The sequence below is a fragment of the Citrobacter sp. SX206 genome (genome assembly GCF_024181025.1).
Classification (GTDB): Bacteria; Pseudomonadota; Gammaproteobacteria; order Enterobacterales; family Enterobacteriaceae; genus Citrobacter; species Citrobacter youngae.
In genome coordinates this window covers 2,357,541-2,380,718 of the sequence record NZ_CP049738.1, presented here as the reverse complement: position 1 = coordinate 2,380,718, position 23,178 = coordinate 2,357,541, and the positions used below count along the sequence as shown (strand labels likewise).

Here is a 23,178-nt window from a genome sequence, read left to right as displayed (position 1 = left end):
ATGGTAACGGTACGCCGCGAGAATGATTCAATGGGTGCGATCGATGTCCCGGCCGATAAACTCTGGGGCGCGCAAACGCAACGATCGCTGGAGCATTTTCGCATTTCAACAGAGAAAATGCCGGTTTCGCTGATCCACGCGTTGGCGCTGACTAAACGGGCCGCTGCGAAGGTTAACCAGGATTTGGGGTTGCTGGCTGCGGAAAAAGCCTCCGCCATCATGCAGGCTGCAGACGAGGTTCTGGCAGACAAACATCGTGATGAGTTTCCGCTGGCTATCTGGCAGACCGGCTCCGGCACGCAAAGCAATATGAATATGAATGAGGTGCTGGCAAACCGGGCCAGCGAATTGTTGGGCGGCGTGCGGGGGATGGAGCGAAAAATACATCCGAACGATGACGTCAACAAAAGCCAAAGTTCAAATGATGTTTTTCCCACGGCAATGCATGTCGCCGCGCTGTTGGCTTTGCGTGAGCATCTGATCCCTCAACTGAATGTGTTGACCACCACGTTACGTGAAAAATCGCATGCCTTCGCCGACATTGTCAAAATCGGCAGAACCCATTTACAGGATGCGACGCCCCTGACGCTGGGTCAGGAAATCTCAGGCTGGGTGGCCATGCTGGAACATAACCTGAAGCATATTGAACATAGTCTGCCACACGTTGCTGAACTGGCGTTGGGCGGTACGGCGGTAGGGACCGGGCTGAACACCCACCCGGAATATGCCGAGCGGGTTGCGGATGAACTGGCTGTGTTGACCTCTGCACCTTTTGTCACCGCGCCGAATAAATTCGAAGCGCTCGCCACCTGCGATGCCCTGGTTCATGCTCACGGCGCGCTAAAAGGCCTGGCTGCATCGCTGATGAAAATCGCCAATGATGTACGCTGGCTGGCATCCGGTCCGCGCTGCGGCATTGGCGAAATTTCTATTCCTGAAAATGAGCCGGGCAGTTCCATCATGCCGGGTAAGGTTAACCCGACACAATGTGAAGCCCTGACTATGCTGTGCTGTCAGGTTATGGGTAACGATGTTGCCGTTAATATCGGCGGGGCGTCAGGGAATTTTGAACTGAACGTCTATCGCCCGATGGTTATCCACAACTTCCTGCAATCGGTTCGCCTGTTGGCTGATGGTATGGAAAGCTTCAACGAACACTGTGCGACAGGGATCGAGCCAAATCGTGAACGCATTGATCAGCTGCTCAACGAATCACTGATGCTGGTAACCGCGCTAAACACCCATATCGGTTACGATAAAGCGGCTGAGATTGCTAAAAAGGCGCATAAAGAAGGACTGACCTTAAAAGCGTCAGCCCTGGCGCTGGGATATTTAACCGAGGTCGAATTCGACAGCTGGGTCCGCCCGGAACTGATGGTCGGTAGCATGCGACCGGGTCGTTAATCCGCTACATACAGGTGCAGCCGTGGGATAATCAGTCTTAACGGTTGCGCCTGAGGTTTAAAACGGTGCTGAACATTGTCAGCATCGTAGTTCAGTAATCCTCCGATATCCGGCACCGTCATGCCGTTTTCGTTATTTACTAGCGCAATTAATGGCGTCGGGCAGGCATATTGCACCTGTTTTTGCTGCCCGTTGTACCAGACTCGGGCGATGGGTTGTACTTTGACCGGGCGTTTGATCTTCAATTTTGCCTGCTGTGGCAGGGCAGCGATGTCCTGGTATTCACGCTCAAGCCTGGCCTGCCACTCTTCGCGTGTCCACGGATGCACGCTGCGTGGTGATGTCAGGCTCTTTTCCAGTTGTTGCAGTACCTCATCACGTGTCAGGTTCTTAATAATATGCTTGTTGGCCCAGCCAAATCGCAGGGTAGCCGGATTTCTGACGACCGTTAGCGTCCGATAGGCGTTCAACGTAATCAGCCCCGGTAGGTGGCGGTGCACCCATTCAAAACGCGCCGCCGATGGCAGACCAGAATCTACGGTGACAATACGCTCAAAGGTGGTTTTAAGCTGATTAATACGTTGTATTTGCTCTTCCAGCACGACTTGTGTGCCGGTATTCACCTGATAGCAGAGTACCCCCGGCAGGCGGACAGCCGCCTTGCTGCTGCGATTCTCGGACTGCTGTTGAATAAACAGGTGGCGAAAGTGGCGTAGTGCCAGGGTTTCCGCCTCTTTACCCAAGTGCTGTTTAACGTCGATGGTTTCCAGTGGCGCGTGTTCTGCCTCTTTCACCACTTCCGGCAACGAGAACACGCGAGCAATCAGCAGCGCCTGCTGTTGCAATTGCCCGGTGAGGTGTGCCAGTTCTTGTTCCATCTGGCGAAAGGTTCCGTTTAAGCGTTCGACAAGATCATAGCGAGACATAGGCTTACCATTTTAGTTACAACATACTTTTTTATAGCACAAGACACTCAACCTGACCACCGAGCGGTGTAGGTCAGGCAGCTGAAAATTCAGGTATGTTATGCCAGACAGGCCAACTGAAGGAGAAGCGGGCACCACCGAGTTCACTTTCATCACAGACCACAGTACCGCCCATAGCCAGAGCAATGGAGTGGACGATGGCGAGGCCAAGTCCGCAGCCACCTGTCGCCCGGTCACGGCTGGGGTCCAGACGAACGAACGGTTCAAAAATCTGCTCGCGCGCAGCTGGCGCGATGCCGGGTCCATCATCTTCGACGATAAGCGTTGCCTGACTCCCATTGAGTTGCAGGCTGGCTTGCACAGTAGACTGGCAGTAACGCAGAGCGTTGTTTAACAAATTATCCAGCACACGCTCCATCAAACGCATATCCAGTGCGCCGTAGTCTCCGATTTGAAGATGGCGCAGGCGTACCGCACGATCGGGATTGACGCTTTGTACATCTTCCAGATGGGTTGTTAGCCACATAGGCAGGTCCGGAACACTGAGTTTTAGCTCATTTTGCGGCCGATCCAGACGAGCATAGGTGAGCAATTCTTCAATTAACGCTTCCAGTTGACCAATATCGCGGTTTAGCGCCTGCGATTCCTGCTCGGTGAGGTTATCGCTCATTTCCAGGCGGTAACGCAATCGCACCAGCGGTGTGCGAAGCTCATGGGCAATGCCGTCAATCAGCTGTTTTTTACTGGCAATCAGGGCATTGATATTGTCTGCCATTTGGTTAAACGCCACGCCCAGGCGCTCAAAGCTTGATCCGCTGTCAAAGTGCAACCGCTCATTAAGATGCCCTTCACCAAAACGCTGCGCAGCGGCCTCCAGTCTGAGCATCTCTTGCCAGTGTGGGCGCATCCAGATCAGCACAGGGAAGGCTAATGAAATAGCAATGAAGGCCATCAGCGCGACGTCCAGCAAGCGCATCTGGTGCAGGAAATAGAGATAAGGTACCGGGCCGACGGCTAGTACATAGTGGCTTCGTGGAATTCGTTGAATAAAGGTGTACTGATCGTCGAGCGCAACGATATCGCCTTCCCGTAAGCGCTGCATGGTGGGAGCATCCAGATGGTATTTATTCAACGGTTCTACGCGAAGATCAAAAGACAGATTTAAATCCATCTCTTTCAGGGTTTTTCCCCAGTCACGCGGCGGGATTTCGCGTAATTCGCTGCGCATCAGATACAACGAGCTTTTCATCAAGTCGTCGAGCGACTGTCTGCCCGCACGTTCTGCGGTGAATTTGTACACCAGGCCAACCAGCAGGGTCATCACCAGAAAACAGACAAACAATAAGAGATAAAACTGCACAAACAGCTTTTTCATGAAAAATCACTCAATGTTCAATATGTTAGCTATTGCGCGTTTCCCTCTGGGGGCACCAGGGGGACACAGTTGTATCCGCTGATGCGCTGGTTCAGAAAGGCTATTTGATCACCATCAAGCGCGTTTATCCAGGCAGAGTACACTGTATAAACCATTTCTGCATTCTCATGACCCATCTGATTTGCAATAAACGCAGGGTTGGCTCCAGCGGAGAGCATCCAGCATACATAAGTATGCCGGGTTTGCTATGGGCGACGGCGGCGCACGCCAGAACGCCTTATGGTTGTGTTCCAGAGTGAGCTTATCGAATTAGCAGTGAATCGCCACAGGTTTAACAGACACCTCGGAGTCATCCTGCGAGATAGCGGGAAACAATGTGGGATCAACCGGCGTGGCGGCTGAAGGAGTGTGCCGGGATAACGGCTCAGGTCGGGTATCGCAGCCCACGAGCGCGTAAAGGTGAAGTCAGTATCGTGACACCCGACAGGCTCCAGCGGCAGTTCAACCCGGAAGCTCCGGATGAACGTTGGGTAACGGACATAACCTACATCCGAACCCACGAAGGCTGGCTGTATCTGGCCGTCGTTGTTGACCTGTTCTCGTGCAAAGTTATCGGCTGGTCAATGCAACCCCGGATGACAAAAGATATTGTTCTGAATGCGCTTTGATGGCCGTGTGGTGACGTAATCCCCAAAAACAGGTGCTGGCTCATTCTGACCAAGGTAGTCAGTACACAAGCCATGGTTACGGATGCGGTGCTGCTTACGGGGCTGTATAGGGGTATATTCTTTGCCACTAATGTTTTTTTACGACGAAAAGATATGATTGATTTGGCGTATTATGTGAATGCTATTAAAAGCGGAAAGGAAGTAATTTGTATTCAAGAATCTTGTGAATGCGATGATTTGGCTGAGGTTGAGACTATAACCATGGAATGGAGACACGATAGTGGTGTGGTAATCCGCTGTACTCATGAACTTGAAGCTACACAACATCCCAATGATGTTTGCCCTGAATGTTGGATTTGTTGGGAAGTGATAGATGCGGCAGGGCAGGAAATCAGGCCAATGAAGAAGAATTTTTATAATGTTTGTCAGGAGTCATTCTGGTTGAGTATGAATTGACAGTCTGTACTACATTTCACTTTTTGCAACACTGCAAGCAACCGCTCCTTTTTATGAGATAACGTTCGCGGCCAAAGCAGGTTAGTGAGAAATAAAAATGAGCACAGAAGCGGCTATCAAAATCTTCGATCCCCGGATAGCTAAGCTGGAACCACGCGGCGGTAAGTCGTCCATCCACTGGGATGATAGGTGGGCGATCGAAGTGGCGATATTTAGTACAGGCATCTCGCAGTAATAGCTATTGTGAAGCTCATCTGCGGATAGGTTTGATAGTGGAAATGAGTTATCAATGATTTTGACAAAAACATCCAGAGGATAAGAATTATCATCTTCGGTAACTGGTTGGATAAAATATTATAATCTTTCTCGGTTAGATAGTGCTTCAACAGGTGATGATTTATAGTCTTATTTAACATGAAATTAACTTTGCATGACGTGTATAATATTTTGATGTGAATAAATTGACCGATATTGCCATTATGAAATTCGCTTAGGTGGGGCGGTTAGTAAAAAACCCGCACCCATAGCTAAAATTACCTAAAAGATAATTGAGTAGAATGTGTTTGCGGTGAATCCCCCTAAGCGGTGGGGCATAAACAGCAAAGTGTAATTAATTTTACATGGTCCAAAATTGGTGCGAGTCACGGAGGCTGTCCAAAGACTCACCGGGAGGCACCCGGCACCATACTCAATTAGCCCCGACTCCCCTGCCGGGGCTTTTTCATACCCGTTTTCTGCAAATTCCATAATTAGCCGTCAACCAGTGAAGAATACTGCTATAGCATTTGCTTACATGACTCTCAATTGCTCTGCATTAACCGCCCATACTGAAAATACTTGGCACACCGAATCCACGTCGGCGAACGATAACGCGTTAAGCGTGTTTCTATTGCTGCCAACATAAACGAGACCGCAAGCCCCAGTGTCTGTATTAATGCTGATAGTAGTATGAGTGAACAGCAGAGTGCGACAATCTACGAAATGATTAAAAGGCCGGGGGATGGACATCATCATCCCCGGTAACCGGTTGGCAAGCTGTTGTTGTTTTCTCCAGATTAGAGAGTGGACTGATAGCTGTGATTACACAACATGATTTAACATGAAATTAACTCATCATTAGTATATCTAATATTTTTATTATGAATATATTGGTAGTCAAAAAATGGAATGCGGCCTGTAAAATAGTGGTTATTGCCCTGCATAGACGTTGAGCAATGATTATTTGGTGATGTTATGCCGAAAATGGACTGGAAAAATCTGGAGCAGGAATTCCAGCGTGCGCAGGTATATTAAAACGCGCAAGAGTGCGCAGAAAAAGAAACCAGAAGCCAGTTGTAGTGGCACAGTAAATTTGGCCACCTGATTAAAAGTGATATTCTCACCACTACCTAAAACAGGTGGCTTAATGAACAAGAAAACTAAGCGTACTTTCACCCCTGAGTTCAGGCTGGCATGTGCACAGCTGATTGTTGATAAGGGCTACTCAATCGACAAGCCAGTGAAGCAATGAATGTCGGTTCTACCACGCTTGAACGTTGGGTTCGTTAGCTCAGGCGAGAGCGTCAGGAGGAACAGAATACGATATTAAAAAAGGCTACCGCACTCTTGATGTCCGACTCACTGAACGGTTCACGATAGCCGCCAGACTGAGTGACAGCCACACGGTAGTAAGCCTTTGTTCCGCACTGGAAATACACCGTAGCAGTTACCGGCACTGGCGAGAAGGCGAAAACGACGCGATACTGTCAATCCGGCGCGAGTGAGGCTGTACAGCGAAGTACGCCGGCGTGGAACCGGAGCCGGGGCTCAGCAGGGGCGCGCACTCTGGCTGAAATGCTGACCCAGAATGGCGTTCCGATATTACACTGTATCCACTATTTCTGCATTGCCATCCTCCGCTCGGCGCTTTGGCATGTATGACGTATAATGCGGCTTTGATGCATTCTGATCTATTCCACACAACTAATAAAATGAACCTCAATCGTTTCTGTTACTTGCTACTGATTTTGGCTGCGTCAGGCAGTATATTCACCCCACATCCCTTGGTCATGTGGTGCCTGCTTGTTAATGTTTTGACGCTGGTGATTTACGGCGCAGATAAAATGGCGGCGCGTAAGGACTGGCGCAGAGTGCCAGAATCCACTTTGCTGGTGTTTGGCGTGGTGGGCGGGTGGCCTGGCGCGATTGCGGGCCAACAACTTTTTCGTCATAAAACACAAAAACAGCCATTCAAAACCTATTTCATAATCAGTATTTTATTGAGTGTTTCAGCGATGGCAGCTGTTTATTGGCTCTTAGCATTTTCATCTTCCTGAGCATCAATCACGAGTATCAAAAACAGCGGAGACAGGATGATATGAAGATCTATATTATCGACCAGAATGGCGATTTAGCCTTACAAAATGGTCGCAGTATTGTTGTTGAGTTTGCTGATGGCAAATCGCTTGAACTGGCTGGTAGCCCACAACCGTTACCGGAGGGAATCCCTGACGGGATCCATATTTGGGGCGGCAGAATTCCGTATCAAACGTCAGAAGAAGTGAAGACCTCGCAACTGGATTTCAAACCGGTAGCGGCCAATGGCATGATTGTTTCACCGCTCCCGATCAAAGAATCTGATTCCTGTGTAACAGAGATGTTTATTGCAGATGATGACGGTTCCCTGCAACCGCTAAAAGGGAGCAGGGTGGTTATTGCGCTTGAAAATGGCAAAACCCTGGAGTTCATGGAACATTATGCCAACAATGGGCTGCTGGTTTGGGGAGGACGCGAGCCCGATTCGCAACTTCCTTTTGAAGAAGTTAAGCAAAGAACCGAGAGTCTTGGAGTGTATCTACTGGCAGGCAACGTTGTTCATGTATTTCCCTATAAAGTGGAGTAACAATATGTTTTTCGCCTCAAGGCACAATCAAATAAGAGGCCGCATTGGATAAATCTGTAGTCAATGGCTGGCTCAGCCGATGGGGACTCACTCCTGATGGCGAACAGATTGCAACGCACACATCGCAGCTTTTGCCCGTTACCGTTATTAGAAATGGACAAAAAGCGATACTCAAACTCACCACCGATGATAGTGAACGAAATGGCGGCGAGCTGATGGTTTGGTGGAGCGGGAATGGCGCAGCGAGAGTGCTTGCTCATGCTGATGGCGCGATTCTGTTAGAACGAGCGACAGGGTCGAGTTCTTTAGCTGACATGTCCCGCTCTGGCAAAGATGCGCAGGTTTGTCGCATTATTTGCCATACTGCCAGCCGTCTCCATCTCCCGCAAAATACGTCTACACCCGCGCTAACGCCGCTACATCATTGGTTTGGCGATCTTGCCCCAGCGGCGAAAATCTATGGTGGAGTTATGACGCGCTGTGCAGAGATCGCAAACGAATTGTTCTCATCTCCTCAGAATGAGGTCGTATTGCATGGTGACTTACACCACGGCAATGTCCTCGATTTTGGCCCGGCAGGCTGGCTGGCAATTGATCCCAAGGGACTACTGGGTGAGCGAGGGTTTGATTACGCCAATATATTCACGAATCCTGACCTTGCCGATCCCTGTGTTGCTATCGCGACAGACCCAAACATTTTTAAGCAACGCGTGCAACTTGTCTCTGAGATAGCCGGGATTGAACGACAGCGACTGCTGATGTGGATAGCCGCATGGTGTGGTTTATCTTCTGCATGGTTTCTGGAGGATGGGGAAAATGCGGCGATAACCTTGCATGTCGCGGAGTTAGCGATTGCTGAACTGGACGAAGAGAGCAGGCAACTTTGATCTAAGACACTGGGCTGGTAATTCTTAAACGTTATCATTAGGCTGGTAAACGTTTTATTAATCTATCAGTGAACGGCGGTGATGTTGTGTTGTTTATTACAAAACGAGTGGGCCGGAAATAATGACTTCGTTGTATTCATTAATAAAAAAACGGCCAAACCTCATATTGCTGGTGGTTTTTCTCATCGGAGCAAACATAGTCGCCTGGCTTTGGGCATTCACCGCGTTTCGGCATAATACGTCACTTCTGGCGCTGAGCCTGATCGCGTGGTGTTATGGTTTGCGTCATGCAGTCGATGCCGATCATATTGCGGCCATAGATAGTGCGACGCGAAAGCTCATGCAGCAAAACAAACGCGCGCTGACGACGGGGGCATGGTTTTCTCTGGGACACTCCACCATCGTCGTGCTGGCAAGTATGGGTATTGCTCTGACCACCAGCGTGTTTAAGCAACATATGGTATGGTTTCAGAATATTGGTGGCATTATCGGCACCACCGTTTCTGCCGCATTTCTGCTGATTCTGGCTACCATCAACCTCATCATTTTCTGTCAGGTCTGGAAGGCGTTCCGCCATCTGAAACGTACCGGTATTTATGATCTCTCCACGGAAGATGTCACGGTTTCAGGTCCGCTGAATTGGCTATTCCGCTCAGCCTTCAGGTTGGTTGGGAAAGACTGGCACATGTATTTTGTTGGTTTCTTATTTGGCCTGGGCTTTGACACCGCGACTGAAATCTCGTTATTGGGCATATCGGCTTCAAGCGCCTCCAACGGGATGTCTGTCTGGTCCATTTTAGTCTTCCCGGCGCTGTTTACCTGCGGTATGGCGCTGATTGACTGCCTAGACAGTATTCTGATGGTTGAGGCCTACGGTTGGGCATTCAATAAGCCGCAGCGTAAGCTGTATTACAATATGACCATTACCGGAACCTCAGTGATTGTGGCGCTGTTTATCGGTGGACTGGAGGGGTTGGGCCTGCTGTCTGATGCTTTTTCGTTACAGGGCGGGCTGTGGGACACGGTCAGTAACTTAAGTGACCACATGGGCAACGTCGGGTTTGTCATTATTGGCGTTTTTATTGCCTGTTGGATTATTTCCGCGTTGAACTACCGCTGGAAAAAATATGACGGTCTGACGTTCAGTTGAGGTAGAAAATCGGTATGCAACTCAACGTGACGCTGTCACGTTGAGTTGCATTCACGCGATAGGTTATGCGCCTCATCCGGTGGGTTATTTCTGAGATTCGTCGTCCCAGGCGTGCGGCGCGAACAAATAACCTTTGTTGCGTACCGTTTTGATTCGATAGGGTTCAGTCGCGTTATCGAGCAGTTTTTTACGTAACCGGGAAATTGCGACATCGACACTGCGGTCCATACCGTCGTAACTTACGCCGCGCAGATTCTTCAGCAACGCATCACGGTCCATAATCTGCCCGGCATGGGTTGCCAGTTCCCAAAGTAACTCAAAATCCGCCGTAGAGAGGGCGACCAGCTCACCGCCGAGCAGCACAGACCTATTCGTTGGGTCAATGGTCAGTGCGCCAAAACGCAGAGTGGTGTGCGGGGTGATGGTGGCAGCCTGAATCCCTTTAGCCTGGGCTGAATGTTCGTTTTGGCGTAAATGCAGGCGCAGGCGAGCCAGCAGTACTGCCGGTGGTGTGGTTTTCAGGATATAGTCGCAGGCACCCATTTCGAGAGCCAGAATATGGTTCATGTCACTGTCCAGCGAAGTCAGCAGGACAATTGGACCTTGCCAGCGCCCACGCAAATCACGGCAAATAGTCATACCGTCCTTACCTGGAAGCATAATATCTAACAACACCAGATCGGGTTGCACTTGCAGAATTTTCTCTTCGGCCAAATCACCACGAGGTTCAACGATAACCTCAATATCATGCCGGGCCAGATAGGCCGCAATCAGCGAACCTACTTCGGGATCATCTTCAACAAATACGATGGTGTTCATATCATTCATTTTGAATATAAAACGCCAACATACACCGCCATCGTTTTTCCTTCCATTAATCTTTTCTAAACGAGAACGCTTCCGTTATGCTAGAGGCTGATGTTATTGATGTGTTAAGGCAAAACGATGGGGCTCGTAGTAAAAGCGGCGCTGGGTGCGCTGGTGGTGGTGTTGATTGGCTTGCTGGCTAAAACAAAGAATTACTATATTGCCGGATTAATTCCGTTGTTCCCAACCTTTGCGTTGATTGCCCACTATATTGTGGCCAGTGAACGTGGGATCGAGGCGCTGCGTACAACGATTGTATTCAGCATGTGGTCGATTATTCCCTATTTTGTCTACCTCATTTCACTGTGGTACTTCACCGGTTTTATGCGTTTACCCGTCGCGCTCATTGGCTCGGTAGTCTGCTGGAGCCTGAGCGCGTGGTTGCTGATCTTTTGTTGGATAAAACTGCACTAGCGCAGGTGGCGACCACCGTCAACGGCAAAGCTACGGCCGGTGACAAAGCAGCTGGTAAACAGGTAGTCTATTAAATCAATGACTTCTTTTTCACCGGGTGCGGTTTTCATCAACGATTTATTCAGCGCCTGCTGACGATATTCTGCATCGTCACCCTCGTTAAACAGGATTAGCGAGGGGGCGATTGCGTTAACTTTCACTTCCGGGGCCAGTTTGCGGGCAAATGAGCGGGTCATATTATCCAGAGCAGCTTTACTGGCAGCATAGGCAATATGCTTGTCGCTGCCACGCTCTACGACGTAATCAGTAAAATGGATAATATCGCTGGCCGCATGCCCATGTCCGCGCAGCAGGCCTTCCAGCGCGTGATTAAGCAGGTAAGGGGTATTCACGTGGATCTGCATCATGCTGGACAGCACCTCAGAAAGCGGCAGCCCCGGTTTTTCGGCAAGCCAGGCGCTGGCATTATGCACAATAGCGCGTAAACCTTCGGTACGGGCTTTCACTTCCCTGGCAAAATCGAGGACGCCTTCGTCGGTCGCGAAGTCAGCCTGAATACATTGTGCCCCCGCCTCTTGCAGGCCATCAATCGCCGGGTAGTGTGTCCGGTAACTGACGATCACTGGCTGCTTTTGATTCAGAAAATGCCACGCGATGGCGAGACCGATACGACGGCCCCCTCCGGTGATAAGTATTGGCAAAGCGGGCTTTTTACCCATCGAGATCTCCATGAGTCGCAAACGATGGGTCAACTATTTAACCCATCAGCATCCAGGTCGCTGGAACAGCTGCTACAAGAAGCAGGCCGATCAAAGCCATTTCCTGGCGTTTTAATACGTTGTCATGCGCGTGAGTTTTGCGGGCATAAAGGAAAACCAGCAACCCCGGAGCATACAGCACCACGGACAACAGCAGGTGCATCGGACCTGACGCGTACAGTAACCATAAGCCATAAATGCATGCACCGACACCAACAGCCTGATGAATTGGTCGGGTCGCTATTTTCAGCAAAAATGCGCCGACGAGGAAATAGGGCACCAGAATCATCTCTGAGGCAATAGTCAGCAGCGTATTGTAGTCAGAACCTGTGAGCCAGATCAGCACCAGACAGACCTGTACACAGATGTTAGTCAGCCACAGTGATGCAGATGGCGCACCTCGCGCATTCTGACGGGCAAAAATACGCGGGAATGCTTTGTGCGTGGATGCCAGAAATGGGACTTCCGCCGCCATAATCGTCCAGCTCAAATAGGCGCCGCAGACAGAGACAATCAAACCCGCGGCGATAATGATTTCGCCCCATGGTCCCATCATTTTAACCATCAGACCAGCCATTGATGGGTTGCGGATCTCAGCCAGTTCCGGGCGTGCGACCACGCCAAGAGAAAGCAGGGTCACCAACAGGTAGACGCCAAGCGCGGAAAGTACTGCCAGCAGTGTCGCGCGCCCAACATCGCGTTTGTTCCTCGCCCGAGCGGACACCACGACAGCGCCTTCCACGCCGATAAACACCCACAGGGTGATAAGCATGGTGTTTTTAACTTGCTCCCAGACAGGAACACCCAGTTTCACACCGGTAAAGTCCAGGCTAAAGGTGTCGAGCTTAAATAACATAAATGCCAGAACGATAAACAGGCCAAGCGGCAGTAGCTTCGCCAGCGTCGCCACCAGATTAATGCTGGCGGCTGTCTGTACACCACGTAACACCAGAAAATGCACGACCCACAGCAGTACCGATGCGCCAACAATAGACTGCCAGGTATTCCCGTCGCCAAACAGACGCAACGCAGGTGTATCGGTAAAGAAGCTAAGTGCGGAAAAGACGATAACCAGATAGGAAACGTTAGCGATAACGGCGCACAGCCAATACCCCCACGCGGAACAGAAACCGATCAGTTCTCCGAAGCCTTCACGCGCGTAGGTAAAGATACCGCCGTCCAGTTCCGGGCGGATACGCGTCAGGATAAGCATGGCAAACGCGAGCAGCAGGATCCCCGCGCCCGTAATCGCCCAACCAATCAATAACGCTGCCGGGCTGGCTACTGCAGCCATATTTTGTGGCAGGCTGAAAACACCGGCGCCAAGCATTGAGCTTAGAACCAGCGCCGTCAGTGCGCTCAGACCCAATTTCTTTTCCATTTGTATCCAGTTACAAAAACGAGAGTGAGAGAATAATTATTTTGGCAAATCGCATAAAAATGGTGAAAGCGACTCAAGGCGCGGGATTTTACGGAGAGAAGACAGCGCATGCAATGGGGATAGGCAGATTTGTGACTAAAAATGCTAAAGGCGGCATAAAGCCGCCTTTTATTGTTACAACTGTCTGTTACTTATACAGGTCGGCGCTGATGGTCATGTTGTTACCACGTTCCGACCACTGGCGGGTAATGTGGTAGTACTTGGCACCTTTTTTCGCTGCACGTTTAGCAACCTGGTAAGAGACTTCGGTCATGTTGCCATAGTTACCGGTGAACTTGATGCTGTCGAACGGCACCATCATCGCGGCGGTAGCTTTGTTCAACTCCTCAACTTTAGTACCGTCAGGCAGGGTGACAGTGTAACGTCCGCCTTTAGTTGACTGAGTTTCGAAGAAACGACCCACTTCGGCACTCGGAGACGCGGTTGTTGCCACGCCTGGGATTTCAACTTTCTTCGCGGCTTCGCCACCGGCTGCTAACGCGGCACGTCCGGCATCAGAATCGGCAGGGATCGCATCAGGGCTTTGAACAACACGTTTTTTCGCATCTTCTTTGTAGATGAATGCGGTAATACGTTGGTTACCCCCCTGGTTGGCATCAACCTGGCGTACGATATAAAAAGAGTAAGCCCCTTTTTCTTTCGCCACTTTGGTGATGGCATCATTTACTTCAGGTTGGCTGCGGTAGAAACCCTGAACCGTAACGGTATCGAAAGGTTCAATCAGAACAGCCTGGTCTTTCGGTAATTCCATAACGCCGTTGATGACGCGATTTTTGGTGACTTCTGCTTTTTCAGCGTCGGCTTTATAGATATCGGCGACGACGCGCCAGTTACCGCCACTGCCAAAATCTGAGGTATCAACAACATAAAAGGAGGCTGCACCGTCTTTATCTGCACGACGGGATACGGCGTCTACCGCATCACCGATAGAATTAAAACGACCGGTAACCACAATGCGGTCATAGGGTTTCAGGGCAGCTGCTTGCTCCGGCGTCAATTCTGTCGCTGCATTTACAGAAAAAGCAGTCGCAGAAAGAAGAGCGGACGCCAGGAGAGTGTTCTTAAGCTTCATAAAAATAATCCTTCGCCTTGCGCAAACCAGGTACTGGTATTGTTATTGACTAGAAACGTGGCTGATTATTGCATTTAAATTGTGTCAGTGTCTGCGTGATTTTTCACTCATCGTGCCACCCATGCTAACAACATCGATAACATTTAGTGATATGTCTAAAAATTCGGCGTTTGGCGGCTAAAACTGATAAAGCAGTTGAATTTCATAAGTTAATTTAATGTTAATCAATTGTTCTACGGTGGCGCTTAATCATGTTTTGCCGCTTCGCTTGAGCGAATTATCGGCCTTTGCGGGCTATTTAAAGGGCATTATCCCTGCTTGCGAATGAATTCATTCCTGTTTTGCAAATTTCATAATAAATACTGTTTTTTGGCGCTAGATCACAGGCGTCATTTTCAGTAGCTTATACAGAGTTTGTTACTGTTTTATTTTATTGGGGTAACACTGAGCTCTCTCGGGAGTGTGCGCATGCCTCTTGCGAACATTGATAAACCATCATCAAAAATACAGATGGAAGGGAACATTATGCGAATTGGCATACCAAAAGAACGGTTAACCAATGAAACCCGTGTTGCAGCCACACCGAAAACGGTTGAGCAGCTGCTGAAGCTGGGTTTTAGCGTCGCGGTTGAAAGCGGCGCAGGTCAACTGGCTAGTTTTGACGATAAGGCGTTTGTGCAAGCAGGCGCAGAAATTGTTGACGGGAATGCTGTCTGGCAGTCAGAGATTATCCTGAAGGTCAATGCGCCAGAAGCGTTTGAGATTCCGTTGCTTAATTCGGGTACCACGCTGGTGAGTTTTCTCTGGCCTGCGCAGAACCCTGAGCTACTGCAAAAGCTTGCTGAGCGAAATGTGACGGTCATGGCGATGGATTCCGTGCCGCGTATTTCGCGTGCGCAGTCACTGGATGCCTTAAGCTCGATGGCCAACATTGCCGGGTATCGTGCAATTGTTGAAGCGGCACATGAGTTCGGACGGTTCTTTACCGGGCAAATTACCGCGGCGGGTAAAGTTCCACCTGCCAAGGTGATGGTGATCGGTGCTGGCGTGGCGGGATTGGCCGCTATCGGTGCAGCAAACAGCCTCGGGGCGATTGTTCGCGCCTTTGACACGCGCCCGGAAGTAAAAGAACAAGTTCAGAGTATGGGCGCTGAGTTCCTCGAACTGGACTTTAAAGAAGAAGCGGGCAGCGGCGATGGCTACGCCAAAGTGATGTCCGAAGCGTTTATTAAAGCGGAGATGGAGCTGTTCGCCGCTCAGGCAAAAGACGTCGACATCATCGTTACCACCGCGCTGATCCCGGGGAAACCAGCGCCGAAACTGATCACGCGTGAGATGGTTGATTCGATGAAGCCCGGCAGCGTGATTGTCGATCTCGCCGCGCAAAACGGGGGTAACTGCGAGTATACCGTTGCCAATCAGGTGACCACCACCGAGAACGGCGTCAAGGTTATCGGCTATACCGATTTGCCGGGACGTTTGCCGACTCAGTCTTCACAATTGTATGGCACCAACCTTGTAAACCTGCTGAAACTGTTGTGCAAAGAGAAAGACGGCAACATCACCGTTGATTTTGACGATGTGGTGGTGCGCGGCGTGACAGTGGTTCGCGATGGTGAAATTACGTGGCCTGCACCACCCATCCAGGTTTCTGCTCAGCCACAAGCGGCGCCTAAAGCTGCACCTGCACCACAGGAAGAGAAAAAACCTGCATCCCCATGGCGCAAATATGCGCTGATGGCGCTGGTGGTGATTTTGTTTGGCTGGCTAGCCGACGTCGCGCCAAAAGAGTTCCTCGGACACTTTACGGTGTTCGCACTTTCCTGCGTGGTGGGTTACTACGTGGTGTGGAATGTCTCGCATGCGTTGCATACCCCGCTGATGTCCGTGACTAACGCTATCTCCGGGATCATCGTCGTGGGGGCATTATTACAAATTGGCCAGGGCGGCTGGGTGAGTTTCCTGAGTTTTATCGCGGTGCTTATTGCCAGCATTAATATTTTCGGTGGCTTCACCGTGACTCAGCGCATGCTGAAAATGTTCCGGAAAAACTAAGGGGTAACATATGTCTGGAGGATTAGTTACAGCTGCATACATTGTTGCCGCAATCCTGTTTATTTTCAGCCTGGCGGGACTTTCCAAACACGAAACGTCTCAACAGGGTAACAACTACGGCATCGCCGGGATGGCGATTGCGCTGATTGCCACGATTTTTGGCCCGGATACCGGCAACGTCGCCTGGATTCTGGTTGCAATGATCATTGGTGGTGCAATTGGTATTCGTCTGGCGAAAAGAGTCGAGATGACCGAGATGCCGGAGCTGGTGGCGATTTTGCACAGCTTCGTCGGTCTGGCCGCCGTACTGGTTGGTTTCAACAGCTACCTGTATCACGATACCGGTCTGGAACCGATCCTGGTGAACATTCACCTGACTGAAGTGTTCCTCGGCATCTTTATCGGTGCAGTAACCTTCACCGGTTCTATCGTGGCGTTTGGTAAACTGCGCGGCAAGATCTCATCTAAGCCGCTGATGCTGCCGAATCGCCATAAGTTGAACCTGGCGGCACTGGTGGTTTCTTTCCTGCTGCTGGTGGTGTTTGTTCGTACCGAGAGCGTGGGCCTGCAGGTTCTGGCGCTGCTGGTGATGACCATTATCGCACTGGCGTTTGGTTGGCACCTGGTAGCATCCATCGGTGGGGCCGATATGCCAGTCGTCGTCTCTATGCTGAACTCCTATTCAGGATGGGCGGCAGCAGCGGCAGGCTTTATGCTGAGCAACGATCTGCTGATCGTTACGGGTGCGCTGGTCGGTTCCTCGGGTGCGATCCTGTCTTACATTATGTGTAAGGCAATGAACCGTTCTTTCATCAGCGTTATTGCGGGTGGGTTTGGCACCGATGGGTCCTCAACCGGTGATACCGAAGAAGCAGGTGAACATCGCGAGATTAATGCCGAAGATACCGCTGAAATGCTGAAAAACTCTCATTCTGTGATTATCACCCCGGGCTACGGTATGGCGGTGGCGCAGGCGCAGTATCCGGTGGCGGAAATCACTGAGAAACTGCGCGCCCGTGGTATCAAAGTCCGCTTTGGTATTCACCCGGTAGCAGGGCGCTTGCCTGGTCACATGAACGTGCTGTTGGCGGAAGCAAAAGTGCCGTATGACATCGTGTTGGAAATGGATGAAATCAACGATGATTTCGCCGATACCGATACCGTGCTGGTTATTGGCGCGAACGATACGGTGAACCCGGCAGCGCAGGATGATCCGCGCAGCCCGATAGCCGGAATGCCGGTGCTGGAAGTGTGGAAAGCGCAGAATGTTATCGTGTTCAAACGCTCAATGAACACCGGTTATGCAGGCGTGCAGAACCCGCTGTTCTTTAAAGAAAACACCCATATGCTGTTTGGTGATGCCAAAGCCAGCGTGGATGCGATTCTGAAAGCGTTGTAATGCGTGCTTAAAAGTAAGACGGCCTCTGCGGAGGCCGTTTTTTTATTAAACATCCAGTTTACGCTGGGTTATCCATTCCACGCGCGCCGGATCGCGATGCGAGAAAAATGCGCTGATCCCGGCGTCCATGGCGGCGATTTGCGTCATTTCCTCAGTTGTTAAGGTAAAATCCAGTATCTGAATATTCTCTGTCATACGCGCTTTACGCACGGTTTTCGCCAGAGAAATAATTCCGCGCTGATAAATCCAACGCAGTACTACCTGACCGATGCTTTTCCCGTACTTTTTACCAATCGCGGCCAGTGTCGGATTTTGAAACAGGTCATTGCGCCCCTCGGCGAACGGTGCCCAGGCTTGTGGTTGAATATTGCGGCTCTGCATCCAGGCTACGGCATGCGGTTGCTGGTGGAAGGGATTCACTTCTATCTGATTCACCGCCGGGATGATGCGGTTGAAGGCCATCAAATCTGCCAGACGGTCCGGGTGAAAATTGCTGACGCCAATCGCGCGAATTTTCCCTTCCTCGTAGAGTTCCTCCATCGCACGCCAGGCACCGTGTACGTCGCCATAGGGCTGGTGGATTAAATACAGGTCAAGGTAATCAAGTTGAAGGCTCTGCAACGAACGCGCAAACTGAGCTTTCGCGCCAGCGTAGCTGGTATCCTGTAACCACAGCTTGGTTGTGATGAAAAGTTCATCGCGGGGTACGCCGCTTTGTTTCAGCGCATTGCCGACCTGAGTTTCATTCAGATAGGAGGCGGCGGTATCGATCAGGCGATATCCTGTTTCGATGGCATCCCGCACGGCTTGCTCACACTCGTTCGCTTCGGTCATTTGGTATACACCAAAACCGAGCAGAGGCATCTCAACACCGTTATTTAAGACCGTTGTATTCATGGAACGCTCCTGAACATCATTTTTGCATTGCCAGCAGATTAGCAAGAATCTGTTCACACCATTAGTCCGTTAAATCAGCATAGACCTATGAGCTAAATTCATTTTTAGCAGGCTAAAATGCGAAGGTTGTCGCATATGTTAGCGGGGAGAGGGCGTTACTCATGATTGGCGTTCATAAACTTATGCTTCTTCGGCTATCTAATCACTGTCATTCACCCCGTATATACTGCCACCTGACTTTTCCTAAGATAACAGGACGCTATGCGTACACGTGAACAGTGCCTGCCGGCTGCTGCTGCAAGCCAGACCGGTCTCTCTTTTATTCTCATCCTCAGCGGCCTGATGGCCTTTACTTCACTTTCAACCGATATCTACCTCCCGGCGATGCCGACCATGGCGGGGGATTTAAACGGCAATGTGGAGCTTACTGTTACCGGTTTTTTGGTGGGGTTTGCTATTGCGCAACTGATCTGGGGACCGATCAGCGATCATCTGGGCAGACGTACACCGTTGTTCATCGGCATGGTGCTGTTTATCATCGGTTCTGCGGGGTGTGCGCTGTCCACGGATATCACGCAAATTGTTTTCTGGCGGGTCTTTCAGGCGCTGGGGGCCTGTACCGGACCGATGCTGGCGCGTGCCATGATTCGTGATCTCTTTGCTCGTACTCGTGCAGCGCAAATGTTGTCAACCCTGGTACTGGTTATGGCGATTGCCCCCATCGCAGGGCCATTGATTGGCGGGCAAATTATTCGACTGAGCACCTGGCACTCTATTTTTTGGTTACTGGTGGCCATTGGCGTGCTGATGTTTATCTCGTTGCTGTGGTTACCGGAAACACTCCCTGAAGAAAGACGCGTAAAAGCCTCACTGGCTGGCGCATTCCATCATTACCGCGCGCTATTAACCAATGGTCGATTTATGCGCTACACCCTGAGTCTGACCTTTTATTACGTGGGTGCGTATGCGTTTATTACCGGTTCGCCATTTGTTTACATTCGCTATTACCATGTCGATCCGCAGCATTATGGCTGGTTATTTGCGTTAAATATTGTCGGCGTTATGGCGATGAGTGTGGTCAACCGCCGGCTGGTGCAACGGCACGCGTTAGAACAGTTGCTTAAGTACGCGACAATGTTGGCGACACTGGCTGCTGTTGCATTGGCACTGCTGGTTAAGCTGGAAATAGGGGGGGTTATTGCCATTATCATCACTGTGTTTCTGCTGTTTTCGATGAATGGGATCATTGCAGCAACGTCGACGGCCGCCGCGCTGGATGCGGCCCCCAATATCGCCGGGTCAGCTTCGGCGCTGATTGGTTCATTACAGTATGGCAGTGGCATCATCTCATCGTTACTGCTGGCGAGATTGAGTGACGGCACCCCCTGGACCATGGCCTGGATTATTGCGCTATTCACACTGATGAGCGCCGCACTGGTGTTCCGTGACAAACAGTAGTTGAACAGCTCCGCGATAGCGGGGCATACGCTTATTCTTTGTTAAGATCGCTCAGCAGGACGGCAATGCTTTGACCACCATTTGTTTGCTCAAGGGCAATCTTTACAATGATGGTCAGCGGTACTGAAAGCAGCATCCCAACGGGACCGAGCAGCCAGCCCCAAAAAATCAGCGACAGGAATACCACCAGCGTAGAAAGTCCCAGCCCACGCCCCATGATGCGGGGTTCGAGGATATTGCCGAATACCAGGTTAATCACCAGATAACCTGCCAGCACGAGCAACGCGTCGTAAAAACCGCTGAATACCAGTACCTGAGCAATAGGGGGAATCGCTGCCAACACCGAACCGATGTTGGGAATATAATTCAGGGCAAAGGCCAGTAGTCCCCAGACAAACGCGAAGCGGACATCCAGTGCGGCAAGCATGCCCCAGGCGACCAGGCCGGTGACGATGCTGATGGCGGTTTTTAGTACCAGATAGTGTGAGACACTGTCGATAGCGCGTTGGATCGCGGCCATTCCCTCAAGAGGGCGGCTCATCATTTGTTTGAGTTTTCCGGGGAGTTGCGGTACTTCCAGCAGCATAAAAACCACGGTCAGCAACAGTAGAAATATCGAGGACATCGCATTAGAGAGTTGCGTCAATAAATTGGTGACCAGCGTCATCGCAGCGTTCGGATCGACATATTTCACCAACTCGTCTACGGAAACGCCGATCCCCGCACGTTGTAGCCACGGTTCGATATTTTTCAGTGGGATAACCAATGACGAACGATATTGCGGCAGTGTCCGTGCCAGCTCATTTAAGGATGTACCTAAATAAGCCAGAAGCAGCACCATTAGCATGACAATAATAACAACCAGCAATGACACGGCAAATACACGCGGTATGCGGAGCTTAACCATGCGCTGTACTACGGGATTAAGCACGACGGCGATAAATAACGCCAGAATAAACGGTACGATGATATCGGCGGCAAATCGGATACCGGTTAAAATGATAACCAACATGCCGAGCATAATAACTATTTTTAGGCCGTTAAGCGTGATGATCGGTTTTGCCATGTGAATCCCTGAGTTTTTTATCAATATAATAATGTGATCTGCCTCGAGCCGTTATAACAAAAATCAAACGAGTCGGGTAAAGAAGTGAAAAGATTTTGAGTTCGCATTGAACCTATGATACAAATCATCTGTGTTTAACTACCGAGGACAATTATCATCCGCGATGATGAGAAGCAACACTGCGGATAATTGTAATATTATGGACAATACGTTCAGGATGTTTTTGCGTTTACCTACACTTCTTCGTACCTCCTCCACTTTCTTGCTTGCGGGTGAGCAACACTGGCGCAACGCGCTTTAGTCCCTTCTTCTGCCTGAGCTGGCGTTATGCGCTGAGCTATCTGATTCTATTTTTTGGTTTACTGCATGCAGTAGGCCCAAAGGACTATATTCTCAAGCAGGAGAAGCATCATGTTTTACTGGATATTATTAGGTCTGGCCATTGCGGCTGAAATTACCGGTACGCTGTCAATGAAATGGGCCAGCGTAGGCCATGGTAATGCGGGCTTTATTTTAATGTTGGTAATGATCGCCTTATCGTATATTTTTCTCAGTTTTGCCGTTAAAAAAATCGCCCTTGGTGTGGCCTATGCCTTATGGGAAGGTATCGGAATTTTATTTATTACGCTGTTTAGCGTGTTGTTATTCGACGAAACCTTGACCACGATGAAAGTTGCTGGACTGGTCTCGCTGGTGTTAGGCATTGTGTTGATCAAATCGGGTACCCGCAAGCCGGCAAAAGCAAGGAGGGAGGTGACCCATGCAGCAGTTTGAGTGGGTTCACGGCGCGTGGCTTGGAATGGCCATCGTTCTTGAAATCGTTGCTAACGTCTTCTTAAAATTTTCCGATGGTTTCCGCCGTAAGGCTTATGGCGTGTTGTCGCTGGTGGCGGTGTTAGCGGCCTTTAGTGCGCTGTCCCAGGCGGTAAAAGGGATCGACCTTTCTGTCGCCTACGCGCTGTGGGGAGGATTCGGGATCGCGGCAACGTTGGCCGCAGGATGGGTGCTTTTTGGTCAGCGCCTGAATAACAAAGGCTGGATTGGCGTCGCCTTGCTGCTGGCCGGAATGATAATGATCAAACTTGCCTAATCTACGTGCTGCCCGCAAACGTGGGCAGCATGCCTCATTCCTTCGCCAGTGCTTCGAGTTTATCGCGAAAACCCGTCACAGAAATGGCGCGATTATCTGCCCGCCAGCGATCTTTTGCTGCTGGAGCGGAGCTTTGCACACCAATCAATTGCCAGCCTGAATCTGTCTTTAACATCAATGGGGAGCCGCTGTCGCCAGGGAGCGTATCGCACTGATGCGACAAGACTGTATTTTGCGCCCAGCCAGTTACCACGCAATCCTGATGCGTGTACAGGTCATCCAGGTGATCTTCCGGGTACCCCGATTGAGTCACTTTACGGTCAGCAGCTTTTAGCGCAGCGGTTAACGCGGCTTTATCACCGTCAAATAACGGTAGCGGCGTGATCCCGGAGGGGGGATAACGTAACACTACCAGACCAAAATCCCACGGAGCTGCAGAAGGTGGGACAATCCAGCCGTCACCATCTGCTTTTAAACGCTTGCCGAGAGAGGGATCAACCCGTCCTTCAATGCCGTGGATTTCATAGCGCCAGATACCCTTTTTCGACACAAAACGTAGCGCGACGGCTTTATCCGGCTTGCCTTTTGGTGGGGTGAGTAAGCAGTGCCCGGCGGTCAGGGCCAGGTGAGGTGAAATGAGCGTAGCCGTACACAGGTTACCGCTGGCGGTTTCCAGTTGCCCGATAGCGTCCCACGGTGATTGTGTAGGGTCAGTCACCCTCACACGATCATCATGACCAAAAAACAGCGTTTTTATGTTATCGGCTTCAGCAATGGTCGTTGCAGGCTGCTCCGCATGTGCAACGACAGGAAATAGACAAATTGAACCCAGTAATACCGCAATGGTTTTATGCATATCACACTCTGGTGGGGAATTATGATTATTAACAGCAAACCCTCAGTTAATACTATAG

Annotated in this window: 21 protein-coding genes and 2 pseudogenes; 14 read left to right on the top strand and 9 right to left on the bottom strand. The window is 50.5% G+C overall.

Annotated features, from left to right (window positions below):
- Positions 1–1,404 (top strand): class II fumarate hydratase, encoded by a 1,404-nt coding sequence (gene fumC / locus G8S19_RS11635; protein ID WP_048211737.1) that lies wholly within the window; start codon positions 1–3, stop codon positions 1,402–1,404.
- On the opposite strand, the gene tus is transcribed toward fumC, so the two are convergent.
- Together tus and rstB are read right to left on the bottom strand one after the other, a co-directional pair.
- Positions 1,401–2,330, bottom strand: a complete 930-nt coding sequence (gene tus / locus G8S19_RS11630) for a DNA replication terminus site-binding protein (RefSeq protein WP_124021759.1) — start codon at positions 2,328–2,330, stop codon at positions 1,401–1,403. The genes fumC and tus overlap by 4 nt on opposite strands.
- Positions 2,331–2,403: 73 nt before the next feature.
- Positions 2,404–3,705, bottom strand: coding sequence for a two-component system sensor histidine kinase RstB (gene rstB / locus G8S19_RS11625; RefSeq protein ID WP_199981985.1), 1,302 nt, complete (start codon positions 3,703–3,705; stop codon positions 2,404–2,406).
- A gap of 354 nt (positions 3,706–4,059) precedes the next feature.
- On the opposite strand from rstB, the pseudogene G8S19_RS11620 reads away from it, so the two are divergent.
- The 7 genes and pseudogenes from G8S19_RS11620 to G8S19_RS11590 all read left to right on the top strand — a co-directional run.
- Positions 4,060–4,453: pseudogene (locus G8S19_RS11620) on the top strand (DDE-type integrase/transposase/recombinase); the annotation flags it as partial.
- Positions 4,446–4,829: a hypothetical protein gene (locus G8S19_RS11615; RefSeq protein ID WP_233612869.1), complete on the top strand. Its 384-nt coding sequence runs from the start codon at positions 4,446–4,448 to the stop codon at positions 4,827–4,829. The pseudogene G8S19_RS11620 and the gene G8S19_RS11615, both read left to right, overlap by 8 nt.
- Before the next feature lie 1,369 nt (positions 4,830–6,198).
- Positions 6,199–6,689, top strand: a pseudogene (locus G8S19_RS11610) (transposase); the annotation flags it as partial.
- Positions 6,690–6,799: 110 nt separating this feature from the next.
- Positions 6,800–7,144: a DUF1294 domain-containing protein gene (locus G8S19_RS11605; protein ID WP_200036910.1), complete on the top strand. Its 345-nt coding sequence runs from the start codon at positions 6,800–6,802 to the stop codon at positions 7,142–7,144.
- Between the two features lie 41 nt (positions 7,145–7,185).
- Positions 7,186–7,710, top strand: coding sequence for a hypothetical protein (locus G8S19_RS11600; RefSeq protein WP_048211733.1), 525 nt, complete (start codon positions 7,186–7,188; stop codon positions 7,708–7,710).
- 44 nt (positions 7,711–7,754) lie between these two features.
- Positions 7,755–8,597: an aminoglycoside phosphotransferase family protein gene (locus G8S19_RS11595; RefSeq protein ID WP_253685211.1), complete on the top strand. Its 843-nt coding sequence runs from the start codon at positions 7,755–7,757 to the stop codon at positions 8,595–8,597.
- Between the two features lie 121 nt (positions 8,598–8,718).
- On the top strand, positions 8,719–9,747 hold the full coding sequence (locus G8S19_RS11590; protein ID WP_048211731.1) for a HoxN/HupN/NixA family nickel/cobalt transporter: 1,029 nt from the start codon (positions 8,719–8,721) through the stop codon (positions 9,745–9,747).
- Positions 9,748–9,831: 84 nt separating this feature from the next.
- Here the strand turns inward: G8S19_RS11590 and rstA are convergent, their stop codons facing one another.
- Complete coding sequence (gene rstA, locus G8S19_RS11585; protein ID WP_162926026.1) at positions 9,832–10,566, bottom strand: two-component system response regulator RstA; 735 nt, start codon at positions 10,564–10,566, stop codon at positions 9,832–9,834.
- A gap of 126 nt (positions 10,567–10,692) precedes the next feature.
- Here rstA and G8S19_RS11580 point away from each other — a divergent pair, with 126 nt between their 5' ends.
- On the top strand, positions 10,693–11,028 hold the full coding sequence (locus G8S19_RS11580) for a GlpM family protein (protein WP_005121178.1): 336 nt from the start codon (positions 10,693–10,695) through the stop codon (positions 11,026–11,028).
- On the opposite strand, the gene folM is transcribed toward G8S19_RS11580, so the two are convergent.
- The 3 genes from folM to ydgH all read right to left on the bottom strand — a co-directional run bounded on the left by folM (position 11,025) and on the right by ydgH (position 14,299).
- Positions 11,025–11,747: a dihydromonapterin reductase gene (gene folM, locus G8S19_RS11575; RefSeq protein ID WP_061067866.1), complete on the bottom strand. Its 723-nt coding sequence runs from the start codon at positions 11,745–11,747 to the stop codon at positions 11,025–11,027. The genes G8S19_RS11580 and folM overlap by 4 nt on opposite strands.
- Before the next feature lie 37 nt (positions 11,748–11,784).
- A complete protein-coding gene (locus tag G8S19_RS11570) occupies positions 11,785–13,167 on the bottom strand; it encodes an amino acid permease (protein ID WP_253685209.1) in 1,383 nt (460 codons plus the stop codon).
- A gap of 187 nt (positions 13,168–13,354) precedes the next feature.
- Positions 13,355–14,299, bottom strand: a complete 945-nt coding sequence (gene ydgH, locus G8S19_RS11565; protein ID WP_124021763.1) for a DUF1471 family protein YdgH — start codon at positions 14,297–14,299, stop codon at positions 13,355–13,357.
- A gap of 525 nt (positions 14,300–14,824) precedes the next feature.
- Here ydgH and pntA point away from each other — a divergent pair.
- Complete coding sequence (pntA, locus tag G8S19_RS11560) at positions 14,825–16,354, top strand: Re/Si-specific NAD(P)(+) transhydrogenase subunit alpha (RefSeq protein ID WP_048212589.1); 1,530 nt, start codon at positions 14,825–14,827, stop codon at positions 16,352–16,354.
- A 10-nt stretch (positions 16,355–16,364) separates the two neighbouring features.
- Positions 16,365–17,753, top strand: coding sequence for a Re/Si-specific NAD(P)(+) transhydrogenase subunit beta (gene pntB, locus G8S19_RS11555; RefSeq protein ID WP_005121173.1), 1,389 nt, complete (start codon positions 16,365–16,367; stop codon positions 17,751–17,753).
- Between the two features lie 45 nt (positions 17,754–17,798).
- Here pntB and G8S19_RS11550 read toward each other — a convergent pair whose 3' ends face one another.
- The gene (locus tag G8S19_RS11550) at positions 17,799–18,650 is read right to left on the bottom strand and encodes an aldo/keto reductase (protein WP_253685207.1); all 852 of its coding nucleotides are present in this window, start codon (positions 18,648–18,650) and stop codon (positions 17,799–17,801) included.
- A gap of 261 nt (positions 18,651–18,911) precedes the next feature.
- On the opposite strand from G8S19_RS11550, the gene G8S19_RS11545 reads away from it, so the two are divergent.
- Positions 18,912–20,108: a multidrug effflux MFS transporter gene (locus G8S19_RS11545; RefSeq protein WP_199969139.1), complete on the top strand. Its 1,197-nt coding sequence runs from the start codon at positions 18,912–18,914 to the stop codon at positions 20,106–20,108.
- Positions 20,109–20,139: 31 nt separating this feature from the next.
- Here the strand turns inward: G8S19_RS11545 and G8S19_RS11540 are convergent, their stop codons facing one another.
- Positions 20,140–21,174: an AI-2E family transporter gene (locus G8S19_RS11540; RefSeq protein WP_048211724.1), complete on the bottom strand. Its 1,035-nt coding sequence runs from the start codon at positions 21,172–21,174 to the stop codon at positions 20,140–20,142.
- A 408-nt stretch (positions 21,175–21,582) separates the two neighbouring features.
- Between G8S19_RS11540 and mdtJ the strand changes: the two genes are divergently transcribed.
- Positions 21,583–21,948: a multidrug/spermidine efflux SMR transporter subunit MdtJ gene (gene mdtJ, locus G8S19_RS11535; RefSeq protein ID WP_161958620.1), complete on the top strand. Its 366-nt coding sequence runs from the start codon at positions 21,583–21,585 to the stop codon at positions 21,946–21,948.
- Positions 21,935–22,264 carry a multidrug/spermidine efflux SMR transporter subunit MdtI gene (mdtI, locus tag G8S19_RS11530; RefSeq protein WP_040233868.1) on the top strand — a complete coding sequence of 110 codons (330 nt, stop codon included), beginning with the start codon at positions 21,935–21,937 and terminating at the stop codon, positions 22,262–22,264. The genes mdtJ and mdtI overlap by 14 nt, the downstream gene beginning before the upstream one ends.
- Positions 22,265–22,298: 34 nt before the next feature.
- Here mdtI and G8S19_RS11525 read toward each other — a convergent pair whose 3' ends face one another.
- Complete coding sequence (locus G8S19_RS11525) at positions 22,299–23,120, bottom strand: serine protease (protein WP_124021766.1); 822 nt, start codon at positions 23,118–23,120, stop codon at positions 22,299–22,301.
- Positions 23,121–23,178 lie beyond the last annotated feature (58 nt).

Bases quoted from the DNA above. Each gene is read 5' to 3' on its own strand.
- G8S19_RS11525 (WP_124021766.1), bottom strand. From the start codon at position 23,120: ATGCATAAAACCATTGCGGTATTACTGGGTTCAATTTGTCTATTTCCT.
- mdtI (WP_040233868.1), top strand. From the start codon at position 21,935: ATGCAGCAGTTTGAGTGGGTTCACGGCGCGTGGCTTGGAATGGCCATC.
- folM (WP_061067866.1), bottom strand. From the start codon at position 11,747: ATGGGTAAAAAGCCCGCTTTGCCAATACTTATCACCGGAGGGGGCCGT.
- G8S19_RS11580 (WP_005121178.1), top strand. From the start codon at position 10,693: ATGGGGCTCGTAGTAAAAGCGGCGCTGGGTGCGCTGGTGGTGGTGTTG.
- pntA (WP_048212589.1), top strand. From the start codon at position 14,825: ATGCGAATTGGCATACCAAAAGAACGGTTAACCAATGAAACCCGTGTT.
- pntB (WP_005121173.1), top strand. From the start codon at position 16,365: ATGTCTGGAGGATTAGTTACAGCTGCATACATTGTTGCCGCAATCCTG.
- G8S19_RS11570 (WP_253685209.1), bottom strand. From the start codon at position 13,167: ATGGAAAAGAAATTGGGTCTGAGCGCACTGACGGCGCTGGTTCTAAGC.
- G8S19_RS11590 (WP_048211731.1), top strand. From the start codon at position 8,719: ATGACTTCGTTGTATTCATTAATAAAAAAACGGCCAAACCTCATATTG.
- G8S19_RS11605 (WP_200036910.1), top strand. From the start codon at position 6,800: ATGAACCTCAATCGTTTCTGTTACTTGCTACTGATTTTGGCTGCGTCA.
- fumC (WP_048211737.1), top strand. From the start codon at position 1: ATGGTAACGGTACGCCGCGAGAATGATTCAATGGGTGCGATCGATGTC.
- G8S19_RS11550 (WP_253685207.1), bottom strand. From the start codon at position 18,650: ATGAATACAACGGTCTTAAATAACGGTGTTGAGATGCCTCTGCTCGGT.
- G8S19_RS11545 (WP_199969139.1), top strand. From the start codon at position 18,912: ATGCGTACACGTGAACAGTGCCTGCCGGCTGCTGCTGCAAGCCAGACC.
- G8S19_RS11615 (WP_233612869.1), top strand. From the start codon at position 4,446: ATGGTTACGGATGCGGTGCTGCTTACGGGGCTGTATAGGGGTATATTC.
- rstB (WP_199981985.1), bottom strand. From the start codon at position 3,705: ATGAAAAAGCTGTTTGTGCAGTTTTATCTCTTATTGTTTGTCTGTTTT.
- G8S19_RS11540 (WP_048211724.1), bottom strand. From the start codon at position 21,174: ATGGCAAAACCGATCATCACGCTTAACGGCCTAAAAATAGTTATTATG.
- ydgH (WP_124021763.1), bottom strand. From the start codon at position 14,299: ATGAAGCTTAAGAACACTCTCCTGGCGTCCGCTCTTCTTTCTGCGACT.
- G8S19_RS11600 (WP_048211733.1), top strand. From the start codon at position 7,186: ATGAAGATCTATATTATCGACCAGAATGGCGATTTAGCCTTACAAAAT.
- rstA (WP_162926026.1), bottom strand. From the start codon at position 10,566: ATGAACACCATCGTATTTGTTGAAGATGATCCCGAAGTAGGTTCGCTG.
- tus (WP_124021759.1), bottom strand. From the start codon at position 2,330: ATGTCTCGCTATGATCTTGTCGAACGCTTAAACGGAACCTTTCGCCAG.